General features: G+C 65.9%; 8 protein-coding genes. 2 read left to right on the top strand and 6 right to left on the bottom strand.

Annotation, left to right across the window (positions count from 1 at the left end; translation table 11 throughout):
* Window positions 1–12 precede the first annotated feature (12 nt).
* The 3 genes from uraD to MMSP_RS05430 all read right to left on the bottom strand — a co-directional run bounded on the left by uraD (window position 13) and on the right by MMSP_RS05430 (window position 4913).
* Window positions 13–516, bottom strand: coding sequence for a 2-oxo-4-hydroxy-4-carboxy-5-ureidoimidazoline decarboxylase (gene uraD / locus MMSP_RS05440; protein ID WP_036426219.1), 504 nt, complete (start codon window positions 514–516; stop codon window positions 13–15).
* The gene (locus tag MMSP_RS05435) at window positions 517–2418 is read right to left on the bottom strand and encodes a solute carrier family 23 protein (RefSeq protein WP_012396477.1); all 1902 of its coding nucleotides are present in this window, start codon (window positions 2416–2418) and stop codon (window positions 517–519) included.
* Window positions 2419–2498: 80 nt separating this feature from the next.
* The gene (locus MMSP_RS05430; RefSeq protein WP_020785787.1) at window positions 2499–4913 is read right to left on the bottom strand and encodes an arylsulfatase; all 2415 of its coding nucleotides are present in this window, start codon (window positions 4911–4913) and stop codon (window positions 2499–2501) included.
* Window positions 4914–5068: 155 nt separating this feature from the next.
* On the opposite strand from MMSP_RS05430, the gene MMSP_RS05425 reads away from it, so the two are divergent.
* Window positions 5069–6364, top strand: a complete 1296-nt coding sequence (locus MMSP_RS05425; protein ID WP_015357326.1) for a CdaR family transcriptional regulator — start codon at window positions 5069–5071, stop codon at window positions 6362–6364.
* Window positions 6365–6374: 10 nt separating this feature from the next.
* Here MMSP_RS05425 and MMSP_RS05420 read toward each other — a convergent pair whose 3' ends face one another.
* Entirely contained in the window at window positions 6375–7181 is an 807-nt protein-coding gene (locus MMSP_RS05420) for an enoyl-CoA dehydratase (RefSeq protein WP_015357327.1), read from the bottom strand.
* A gap of 25 nt (window positions 7182–7206) precedes the next feature.
* A complete protein-coding gene (locus tag MMSP_RS05415; RefSeq protein ID WP_036426217.1) occupies window positions 7207–8922 on the bottom strand; it encodes a PE domain-containing protein in 1716 nt (571 codons plus the stop codon).
* Between the two features lie 222 nt (window positions 8923–9144).
* Here MMSP_RS05415 and MMSP_RS05410 point away from each other — a divergent pair, with 222 nt between their 5' ends.
* Complete coding sequence (locus tag MMSP_RS05410; RefSeq protein WP_020785783.1) at window positions 9145–10638, top strand: amidase; 1494 nt, start codon at window positions 9145–9147, stop codon at window positions 10636–10638.
* 20 nt (window positions 10639–10658) lie between these two features.
* Here the strand turns inward: MMSP_RS05410 and MMSP_RS05405 are convergent, their stop codons facing one another.
* Window positions 10659–12149 (bottom strand): wax ester/triacylglycerol synthase family O-acyltransferase, encoded by a 1491-nt coding sequence (locus MMSP_RS05405; RefSeq protein ID WP_020785782.1) that lies wholly within the window; start codon window positions 12147–12149, stop codon window positions 10659–10661.
* Window positions 12150–12233: the final 84 nt, after the last annotated feature.

Below are 12233 nucleotides of genomic sequence, written 5' to 3'. Positions count from 1 at the left end.
CACGCGCGGCGCTCACGCGGGCTCACGCAGGAGCCGCTGCAGCCGCAGCCGGTTGATCTTGGCCAGTTCGCTGCGCATCACCCGGCGTTCGGTTTCCGGGTCGTTGTCGAGCCGGTCGGTGAGCGTCTCGAGCAAGTCCTCGGCGGATCGTCCGGTGGCGCACACCAAGTAGACGTAACCGAACTTGTCCTCGTACTTGCGATTTTTTTCGGCGAGTTCGGCGCGCACGGCCTCGCCGGCTCCGGCGACTAGGGCCTGCTCACGCGCCGAGGACGCGTTGTCGGCCCTGGCACCGATGCCCGGGTGGCCGTCCAGCGCGGCGTCGATCTCGGCCTCGGGCAGCTGGGCCAGTACCCGGTCCGCGCGGTCCAGCAGCGCATCGACATCATCGAACGGCGCGCCGGCCAGCACCCGGCGCGCCCAGATCGTCGTCGAACACACGCCGAACAGCAGGTGCATGCGTTGGCGATCCGTGAGGCGATTGAAGCCATCAAGGCCCAGGGCAGGCTTGGTCATCTAGTGCAGCTCGTTGAGTCGGCTGAGCCTGGCCGACGCAATCGGGTTCGCGTCGGCGACCAGATCGCTGAACCGGTAGTTGGCGATCTTGGCCGCCTCGATGAGGGCGTACGCCCTCTCGGTGGCGGGGGAATTGTCCATCCGCGACCAGCCGTTCTTGAGCACTCGGTCGAAGCGCTCGGTCTCGCGGGCGCAGATGATCAGCGGGAAGCCGAAGTGTTCGCGGTAGGCGCTGGCAAGCTCCACCACTACGTTGTGATCCCGCTCGTCGAGATTGGATAGCGACACGTGGTCGACGGCCAGGGCGCGTCCGGTCTCGTCCTCGGCACCCAGATCGTGAAACGCATTGAGTAGCTCCATCTGCTGCTCGGAGGACCCGGTGAGCACCGCGTCCTGGAACGCCTCGCGAAGCGCGGCGGTGTCGGCGAACGGCCGGTGCTCGTAGGCACGGTCGATCACCCAGGGGACGTCCTGCACGACATGGCCGAACACTTCGGTGAATCGCTCGCGGGTCATCGCGTTGACCTCATGGAGGGTAATCGAGCCGCCGCCGGCCACCCGTGGCCCATGCGAGCCGGTGTGAAAGAACACGATGTTGAGCACGATCGCGGCGACGGCACCGATGCTGATGCCGCTGCCGAAGATCAGGTCCACGCCCGACGGCATCGACTCGGCGACGTCGGGATAGGACGTCACCCACAACGCCAGCGCCAGGCTGGTGGTCACGATGATGAGGTTTCGGTGGTCGGTGAAGTCGACCTTGCCCAGCGTCTGGATGCCCACCACGGCGACGGTGGCAAACAGCGTCAACGCCGCCCCGCCGAGGACCGGGCTGGGGACCGCCGAGACGACCGCGGCGACCTTGGGCAGGAACCCGAGCACGATCATCACCACCCCGGCGGCGGCGACCACCCAGCGACTCTTGACCCGAGTGAGCCGCACCAGCCCGACGTTCTCGGAGAACGCGGTGTAGGGAAAGGAGTTGAAGATTCCGCCGATCACGGTGGCCAGTCCGTCGGCGCGCAGCACGTTGCCGATTTGGGCGGCCTTGATGCGCTTGCCGACGATCTCGCCGGTGGCCAGGGTCGAGCCGGTCGACTCCACCGAGGTGATCATCAGCACGATGATCATCGTCAGGCATGCAACGAAGTCGAATTTCGGCATACCGAACACGAACGGCTCGGTGAATCCGATAACCGACGCCTCGTCCACCTTGGCGAAGCTCATGTCGCCCAGGCCGTAGGCGACCACGCAGCCCACGACCAAGCCGATCAACACCGCGATGGTGGCCATGAAACCACTGAACACCCGCTGGATCGCCACGATGATCGCGATCGTTCCCAGCGCGTAGAGCAGCCAGCGAATGTTGGTCGGGTCGTGCTCGCCGGTGCGCGGATTGGTCACCGCGTCGCCGGCGCCCACCGGCACCAGGCACAGCCCGATGATGGTGATCAGCGTGCCGGTGACCACCGGGGGAAAAAATCGCAGCAGCTTGGTGAAGATCGGGGCGATCAGGATGGTGAACAAACCGGCGACGATCACCGCGCCGTAGACGTAGAGCAGGCTGGGCGTTCCGCCGCCATGGGAAAGTCCGATGGCGATAACCGGCGACACCCCGGCGAACGCCACGCCCTGCAGCAGGGGCAGCCGCACCCCGATCTTCCAGAAGCCGACGGACTGGATGATCGAGGCGACGCCACAGGTGAACAGGTCCGCGGTGATCAGCTTGACCAGGTCCTGGTGGGGCAGGTCGATCGCGTTGGCAATGATGATCGGCACCACGACCGCCCCGGCGTAGAACGCGACGACGTGCTGAAAGCCGTAGGTCGCCAATTTGGGGATCGGCAGTACCTCGTCGACCGGATGAACACGTCTGACCGGGCTTGTGGGGGGAGCCGACATGCCTAAGACAATCCTTGAGATCCGTCGCTCGCGCACGTCGAAATGCCGGAAACCGTGCTAATTGGGGCGTCTGCGGCAGGTCACTGCTTGGCCATGGCAATGTTGAACCGGTCTTCGGCGGTGATCAGATGGTCATGGCTGTCTGCACCGAGATCGATCTGCACCCAGGCGATGGTGCCGCTGAAGGCGTTGCCGGTAGGGCCGTAGCCGGGCGAGGCGGGCGATCCGGTATCGCACCCGACGTCACAGGCCTCATCGGCGGAAAACGCCATGGGTTGGGTGCGCTCGACCCGTCCCTGGCCCACCGCTTTGCCGTCGTAGAAAAGCGTGACATCGCCGCCCCTGCCCAACCCGCCGCCGTCGTAGCCGAATTCCATCCGGACCTGGTGCTTGCCGGTGGGGATCGGCTTGGTCGCGGCCACCATGTAGTGGTCGATGCCGAGGAAGTTGTAGCAGTACTTGAGCCCGCCCTCGTGGGCGTACAGCGTCCAGCCCCCGGCGCTGCCGCCCTGGGTGATGAGCACTCCGCTGGCCCCGCCCGTTGGCACCTCGACTTCGGCGGTCACCGAGTGCGATTTGTTCTTGATCGTCAAGACGCACCATTCGCTGACGCGCATCCCGTCGAACAGCAGCTGGCTGTTGCCCCGCACCAATTGCGGACGGCCGGCGATGTCGGGGTTGATCCGCTCGAAGCCGCGGTCATCGAGCGGCACAACGTTGTACTTGGTGGCCTCGATGAGCCAAAGCCGCTGCAGCTCGGCGAGCTTGGCCGGGTTCTGCGTGGCCAGATTGTGCGCCTGGGTCCAGTCACCGGGGGCATACAGTTCCCATACGTCGTCGTCGAACGGCGGTGGGGCGTCGGCTTTCCACGGGGTGCGGTGTTTGGTCACCGCGGTCCAGCCCTGGAAGTAGATGCCGCGGTTGCCCATCATCTCGAAATATTGGACCTCGTGGGTTTCGGGCGCCGCGGCATCGCGCAGCGTCGACATCATGCTGACGCCTTCGAGGGGCGCCTGGGCTATTCCGTTGACCGAATGCGGTGCCGGCAAACCGGCCGCCTCCAGGATGGTCGGCGCCACGTCGATCACGTGGTGGAACTGGTCGCGCATTCCCCCTTGCTCGGTGAGGCCGTTGGGCCAGTGCACGACGGTGCCGTTGCGGGTGCCGCCCCAGTGCGAGGCGACCTGCTTGGTCCACTGGTAGGGCGCACAGAGGGCATGCGCCCAGCCGACGGCGTAGTGGTTGTAGGCGTCCGGGGTGCCGAAATCGTCGGTCTTGGACAGCAGGAACTCCGTCGTCTCGATCCCGGGCAACCCGTTGAGCGTGGTCATCTCGTTGAAGCAGCCGTTGATGGTGCCCTCGGCCGAGGCTCCGTTGTCGCCGATGATGTAGTAGATCAGCGTGTCGTCGAGGACACCGAGGTCATCGATGGCACCGACGAGGCGCCCCACCTCATGGTCGGTCTGCTCGAGGAACCCGGCGTAGATCTCCATCTGCCTGGCCAGCACCGGCTTGAGTTCGTCGGGCATGTCGTCCCAGGCCGGGATCTCGTCATGGCGCTTGGTCAGCTCGGCGCCATCGGATACCACCCCGAGTTCCTTCTGCCGGTTGAGGGTCTTCTCCCGCAGCGCGTCCCAGCCGTCGTCGAACTTGCCCCGGTACTTGTCCGACCACACTTTGGGCACGTGATGCGGGGCGTGGGTCGCACCGGGTGCGAAATACATGAAGAACGGCTTGTCGGGCATCAGCGCCTTTTGCTGGCGTACCCAGGTGATCGCCCGATCCGCCAGATCCTCGGTCAGCGTGTAGCCCTGCTCCGGGGTCTTCGGCGGTTCTACCGCCGTGGTGCCCTCGTACAGACCCGGGTAGTACTGATTGGCCTCGCCGCCGACGAAGCCGTAGAAGTACTCGAACCCCGAACCCGTCGGCCACTGGTGGAACGGGCCCATCGGGGTGACCTCCCACCCCGGCACCTCGTGACACTTACCGAACTGTGCGGTGGAGTAGCCGTTGAGCTTCAAGGTCTCGGCCAGCGGTGCCTTCTCCTTGGGCCTGATGCTGTTGTTGCCGGGCGCCGAGGTGGCCATCTCGGTGATCGCGCCCATGCCCACCGAGTGGTGGTTGCGCCCGGTCAACAGCGCTTGCCGGGTGGGTGAGCACAAGGCGGTGGTGTGGAAGCGGTTGAGTTTGAGCCCGCCGGCCGCCAGCTGCTCGGCCACCGGGGTGCGACACGGTCCGCCGAACGCCGACGACGCGCCGAACCCGACATCGTCGATCAAGACGATGAGCACGTTCGGCGCCCCCTGTGGCGGGCGCAGTTGTTTGATCGGTGGGTATTTGGTGTTGGGGTCCTTGGCGTCGTAGGTGGTCAATCCCACGTGCTTGGGGTCGGGGATGGGCAGGTGCTCACGGGCCAGATGCGGCTCGCGGTGCGCGTCTGAGGCGGCCCCGGTCGACGATTTCTTGGCTGGGGTCTTCTTCGCCGCCTTGGCCATCATGACCTCCTTGTCAATTGGCTTTACTGGCTTGCTAACTCGCGCAGCCGCTGCCTCACTACCCTGCCACGCCCCCATCGAGCGGGGACTGTTATCGCCAGTTCGGTTTGCTGGGCCGTTGTGCCGGGAGCACGACGAGATTAGATTTCGTCGACATGGAGCCCAGGTGGCCACCGTTTCAAGAGCCGAGCGCTCGCCGGGTATGGCAGCAGGTGCTCAGGCCGCTAGCCGCCGAAATGCAAACGTGCGCAACCCAGCTGGCGCGTGACATCGTTGACCGATACCAGTCCGAGTTGCCGAGCATCGTTCCTGATCCGCCCGCGGTGGCCGACCAACTTGCCAGCGTCGAAGCCAGTGTCCGCCAAATCGCCGAGTGCATCGACTCCGGGGAGGGGCCGCGGCTGCTCGATCTGACGCCGGCCACCGCCGCCATCGGTCGCTCTGGAGTGCAGCGAAACATTGCGCTCAATGACCTCTTCCGCTCGGTACGGATGGCCCAGGAGCGAACGTGGCAATGGCTGTTCGACCGGATCACCGCGAGTTCGGCGGCTACCGATCACGACCGGGCGCTCGACCTGGCCACCAACTGGCTGTTCGGTTATGTCGACGTCGTCCTGATTCGGGCCGAACGGCTCTATGAAGTTGAACGCGAGGCCTGGTTGACCGGTGCGGCCGCCGCACGCGCGGCGGCGGTCGAGGACATCCTCACCGAACGTGAAGACGATGCGCAGCGGGCTTCCACCCGGCTGCGTTACGACGTCAACCGTCACCATGTCGGCGTCAGCGTGTGGCGCGACGTGACCCAGGACGCCTGCGCCGGCCCGGTGACGCTCACCGAGGCACTGACGCAGCTGACCCGTGCCATCGCGGCCCAAAGCGTCCTGGCCCATCCGGCCGGTTCGAAGGCCATTGCCGGCTGGCTGAGCCGACCGCAGGCATTCACCGCTGCGGAGCTGGATGTGGCCAACATCTGTAGCGGCATCCACCTACCGCAGGACGTCCGGGTCGCCATCGGTGAACCGGGTTGGGGGATAAGCGGTTTCCGTCGCACCCATGTCGAGGCGTCGCACGCGCAACGGTTCGTCTCATTGCTCGGGGATCGCGCTGAGGTGGTGACCTGCTACCGCAACGTTGCGGTAGCAGCCCTGGCCGGCACGGACCGCGGGCACGCGGTGGCATTCGTCAGACGCGTCCTGGGCCCTTTGGCCGCCAACGATGAGGGGACGTATCGGATTGCCGCCACGCTTGCGGTGTATCTCGAGGAAAACCGCAGCCCGGCCAAAGCCGCGCAACGACTTGGGGTGCATCCCAACACGGTCAGCTATCGAGTCCACCAGGCCGAGGAATTGCTTGGCCGCACGATCGACATCGGCGCCCTTGATCTGTCGGTCGCGCTCGCACTATTGCCCGCAATGCGCGCCATGACCCAGCGCAGCGGTGGCGAACTGTGATCCTGGCCGGCTACTCCTCCGGGGCTTGCGGGCCGCTTCCTGCTTTACGGCCCTTGCGAGAGAGGAACGCCTGCATGTGCTGTTGCGGCTCACCGGTCTGGAACGCAAGGCCGAATTGCTCGATGCTGTCCTCGATCGCCGCCGGCACCGTCATGTCGGGCCACTTGGCCAGTAGGCGTTTTTGCTGACGGAGGGCCTGCGGGCCGAATCCGGCAAGTTTTGTTGCGAGTGCGGCGATCCGCAGGTCCAGCGCGGCGGGCGCGACGACCTCATGCACCAGAGCCCAGCTTGCGGCCGTGTCGGCGTCGATGGTTTCGCCCGTCAGCAGCAGCCAAGTTGTCCGCGAGGCCCCGACCAGCGCCGGCAACAACGCCGAATGGATCACCGACGGGATTCCCACCGCCACTTCGGGCATCCCGAATCGGGCGCCGGATTCGGCGATCCGCAGATCGCAGCACGCCGCGATTTCCAGGCCGCCGCCCAGACACCAACCCGCGATTCGGGCGATGACCGGGACGGGGCACTGTCGAATCGACTCGCACAGGCCCGCGAGTCGGCGGATGAAGGCCTGGGCGCTGATGCGGTCCAGGGTGACCATTTCCTTGATGTCGGCGCCACCGATGAACGCCTTCTCGCCCGCGGCGCGCAGTACGACGACCCGCACGCCGCTGTCTTGGTTGATGCTGCGAAATGCGTTGGTAAGGGCCGTGATAGCCGCGGTGCCGACAATGTTCAGCGGTCCCGAGTCGATCAGCTCGACGGTGGCCACGCCACCGTCACGACCGAGGTTGACGAACCGGCTCTCCGTCGTTTCCATGCGCTGTGGTTGTCGCGGCCCACACTCATCCGACCAGGCTGGGCACGCCGGCCGTCAGGCCGTCGGTCGCACCGCAAATGGCGTTGACGACGTCCTCGGTCACCTCGATCGGGAAGTTGATCACCGCGCTGCCGACCTCCTCGATGCCGTCGCGAACCGCGGTCAGGATGGTCGTCGGATTGCCGGTGAACAATGAATAGAAAATGTCCCAGCCCGCGTATTGCGGCGCGGTGATCAGGTTCCGCACGTCGACGAATAGCTGGGTCGGCAATGTCGCTGGTGCGACAGGAATCCCGTCCCAACTGACCATCGTCCAGCCGTTGGCGGGACTGCCCTGCACCTCGACCACGCCGGTGTTGGGCAGCGGGTGGGTGAGCAGCAGCAGTGGATCGAGGTTGTCGACGTTCATCATTGTCCCGACACCGATGGTGAATGCGCTGGAGTAGGCGACGTCGGTGATCTTGCCGTTGGCGGCTAGGACCGGGTTCGCCAGGGCGGCGCTGTACATGGTGTCCATGGCGTGGGTGAAGTCCTGGTTGAAGACCACGCCGTTGAAGTCCAGCGAGCCCGGGGTCAGCATCGGCACGATCGGGTATCCCAGCGTCCACGCCATCGGGCCGATCAGATACAGCAGGCCCGCGGGCGTGATCTGCTGTAGGCCATCGAATATGCCGGCACTGATCTCGTTGAGTCCGGACAGCGCCGGAACGTCGGTTATCCCATACAGGGCAGCCAACGGCGCGGCGGTTTGCTGTGTACGGAGCAATTCCGAGTCGAAGATCCCCGCGTAGGGGCCCTTCGCGAAAAGCTGGCCGGCAATGATGTCCACCTGCAGGTGCCCCTCGGCTGTCAGTGGTGGGCCGGGCACGTTGGTGTCGATCAGCTCCGCCACGTTGCTCGCCGTCTGCCCGTGCCGGACGAAGTCGATCACGATCGACTGGCCGTTGCCGGGGTCAGCAACCCAGCCGGTGCCCGGCTCCCCGATGAACAGCCCGGCACGGCCACCCAGCGCGCTGCCTCCACCGGCGCCGCCGTTGCCGAAGAACAAGGCTTGGCCACCAACACCGCCGACCCCGCCGCCGCCGCCGTTGCCCATCAGCCAGCCGCCGGTACCGCCGGTGCCGCCGCCGAAGCCGTTACCGCCGAGGCCACCGTTGCCGATCAGCCCGGCATCTCCGCCGATGCCGCCCGCGACCGCGCCGATCCCGCCGGTCGGGGTGTAGCCGGGGCCGCCGTCGCCGAACAGGATCCCGCCGGCGCCACCATTGGGGTGTGCGGCCGTTCCGGCGGCACCATTGCTGATCAGGCCACGCCCGAACAGGGCTTCGGTGGGCGCATTGATGACCGGATCAACAACCTCGCCGGCCGGGCTGCTGATCCACGCCTGCCCAGCCGCGCGTATCGGACCGTAGACCGCGGTCTGAAACCCGTCCGCGACCGCCGAGCTCAAGCCGGTGACGATGGTCGCCTCGGCGCTGGCATACGACGCCCCCGCCTCACTCAGGGCACGGACAAACTGCTCGTGGAACGTCGCGGCCTGGGCCGCCGCCGCCTGATACTCCTGGGCATTCGCGCCGAACAGCGCCGCTATCGCCCCAGATACTTCATCGGCGGCCGCCGCCATCACCTCAGTAGTCGGAATCGCCGCCGCCAGATTGCCGGCACTAACGGCTGATCCGATTTGCACCACATCCGCCGCTGCCGTCGCCAACATGTCTGGCGCCACGAGCACAAAAGACATCGCCTACCCCTCGTGTTGTCGCGTACTAGACATCATGGTGGGCAACGCCGAAAAAGATACGCACATCGAGGAAAAAATTGCGAGTGCGGATCCGGGTTTGCGGTCCACCCGCACTGAGATCGGCGCAACCCCGGCGAACAACGCGAGCAAGACCGGTAAGAACCGGTAAGAAATTGACTGCCTTTCCCCGCCGGCCAATCGCCGCAATCATAAGATCGGCCAATGCATCTTGACGAGTACATGTCGCTGGATGCGACTGGCCTGGCCGAGCTGGTGGCGACCAAGCAAGTCCGCGCTACCGAGCTACTTGCTTTGGCGCGTCAGCGCGCCGACGCGGTCAACCCGAGGTTGAACGCGATCATCCGTCGTATCGATGCCCTGGCTGAGGGACGGGCCGCGGATCCGGAGCTACGTGGACCGCTTGCCGGCGTCCCCTTCCTGATCAAGGACCTCGATCAGGAATATCGCGGCTTTCCCAGCTCGTGTGGATCTCGGTCGCTGGCCAACGACGTCGCCAAACAACACGCCCTGGTCACCCAACGATTCCTGGACGCGGGCCTGGTCGTCTTCGGCATGACCAATACACCCGAGTTCGGGGACAAGGGCATCACCGAACCCGATTACTGGGGGCCGGCCCGCAACCCGTGGAATCCGCAGCACACCCCGGGCGGCTCCTCAGGCGGATCGGGGGCCGCGGTTGCCGCCGGGATCGTTCCGCTGGCCGGCGCCAACGACGGCGGCGGATCCATCCGCATTCCCGCGGCCTGCAACGGGCTGGTCGGGCTCAAGCTCAGCCGGGGATTGTCGCCCTATGGCCCGCAGACCGGCGAGCCGCTGTTCGGCATGGAAACCCAGGGGGTGGTTTCGCGCACCGTTCGCGACAGCGCCGCCATCTACGATCTGATCGTCGGGCCCAACCCACGCGCCGCCTACCAGGTCGCCCTTCTCGACACCACCTTCGTCGAACACATCAAGAACCGTCCGGGCGCGCTCAAGATCGGGTACTCGGCGTCGTCTGCGATCAACGCCGCGCCTGACCGCGAGGCCGTCGCGGCAGTCGAGGCCGCGGCGAGCCTGCTCGAGGACCTGGGCCACCGGGTGGAGCAAGTCGATCCTCCCTACGATGACGCCGCGCTGGCCCGCGATTTCCTGACCATCTGGTTCGCGCAGCTGCACAGCCAAGTCGCCGAGATCAGAAAGCGAATCGGCGCCCGCGACAGCGACTTTGAAGCCGACACCTTGGCCATGGCCGAACTCGGCCGATCCACCGGTGTGCTGGCTCCGCTGCTTGCGCTGGACAACCGCAACAACTACATCCAGTCCCTGGCGAGTTTCCATGAGAGTTACGACTACTTCCTGACTCCCAGCCTGGCGACTCCGCCACTGACCGTTGGTGACACGACGACGTCACCACGCCTGCAGACGGCGGCGCGGCTGCTGAGCAAGTTGCGTGCCGGAAAGGTGCTCTCGCTCAGCGGGATCATGGACGATCTCATTCAAGAGAGCCTGGGCTGGGTGCCCTACACCCAGCTGGCCAATCTGACCGGACGACCCGCCATCAGCGTGCCGCTGCACTGGACACCGGCCGGCCTGCCGTTGGGTGTGCAGTTCGTCGGAGGCCTGGGCAGCGATGGCGACCTCTTGGCGCTGGCAGCCCAACTCGAAGAGGCCCGTCCCTGGGCGCACCGGCATCCGGCGACACCGCCCGCCGGCTAGGTGTCGGCGCGCCGGGCGCGTCAGTTCACCGCGGACGACGCCGCGGGTTCATCCAGCTCGTCGAGCGCTTCCCCGGTATAGACGGCAAGCCGCTGCAAATGTGGCAACGTGTCGCGGCAACCGATGAACCCGAAGTTCAGTGTCCCGGCATAACTCTGCAAGGTGACATTGAGCGCTTGGCTGTGTGCCTCCAGGGAGACCGGATAGGACGCCTCCATCCGGCTACCCCGCAGGTAGAGCACTTCCTGCGGCCCGGGAACGTTGCTGACACAAAGGTTGAAGGTGTAGGGCAACGGCGGCTTCACCCCGGTGAGGGTGCTGGCCAGCTGGATGCCATAGGGCACCATCAGGGCCGCGCTGTAGGCCAGGATCGCGTCGCGGTCCATGTTCTTCAGCTGAGCCTTTGCCATCCGGGTGGACGCGGTGACCGCTCGCAGCCGCTCCACGGGATCGGCGATGTCGGTGCCCAGCGTGGCCAGGATGGTCGCGACAGCGTTGCCGCCCCCCTCGTCGTCCTTGGGCCGCACGTTGACCGGTAACACGGCGATCAGCGACTTGTCGGGCAGCTCACCAAGTTCGTCGAGGAAGCGCCGCAAGCCGCCCCCGATGATCGCCATCGCGACATCGTTGACCGTCGCATCATATTGAGCCCCAATCGCTTTCATCCGCGCCAGCGGGTATTGCTGGGTGGCGAACCGGCGGTTGCGGCTGATCCGGGTGTTGAGAATGCAGTGCGGAGCCTGCACCGAGCTGACCAGGTCGCGGTACTCGTTGTCGCTGCGCAGCTGGGAGTTGACCAGCGCCCTGGTGAGGTCGAGCGAGGATCGTCCCGCGCTGGCCACCGAACCGAGCACGCTACCCACCCCGCTGACCATGCCTCCCAGGCCCTTGACCACGTCGCCCAACCCGCTGAGCACATTGCCCGCCCCACCGATCAGGCCGCCGCCGGCGGACTCTTCGGTGTCGGCGGGCGCCGGGCCGGGGGTGGGGATGTTGAAGAACAACGGGTGCGTGGTGTCGTGTGGGTCGGCGGACAAACTGCGGGCCAGCATTTTCTGGCCGGTGTAGCCGTCGATCAACGAGTGATGCATCTTGATGTAGATCGCGAACCGACCGCCTTCGAGGCGTTCGATGAAGTGCATCTCCCACGGTGGACGCCTCAGGTCCAGCGCGTGACTGTGCAACCGCGACACCAGGATTCCGAGTTCACGCTCGTCGCCCGGGCTGGCCAGGGCGGAGCGCCGCACGTGGTAGTCCAGGTCAAAGTTTTCGTCGTAAACCCACGATTGGGTGGGGCTGTAGAGCAAGTCCGGGTGGCTCAGCTTCAGGTTCCACGGTTCCACAACCTCGTTGGCCTTGCTCTCATCGACGAGTTGTCGCAAGAAATCCGCGGGCGCGTCATCCGGTGGTGTGAAGGGCATCAGGGCACCGACGTGCATCATGGTGCTCGGCGACTCGGAGTAGAGAAAAAACATGTCTTGCGGGCCCAGCCGCTTGGCGGTCTTGCTCACCGATTACTCCTCGCTTGGTTGGCGCTCCGGCAAGGCGAGCTGCCGAGGGCCGTCGTGATGTGTGGGCCGGTCGGATGGTCTGGC

The sequence above is a fragment of the Mycobacterium sp. 012931 genome (genome assembly GCF_000419295.1).
Classification (GTDB): Bacteria; Actinomycetota; Actinomycetes; order Mycobacteriales; family Mycobacteriaceae; genus Mycobacterium; species Mycobacterium marinum.
Note: the sequence above shows the minus strand (reverse complement) of the source record. Positions and strands in the feature narration are given on the sequence as shown.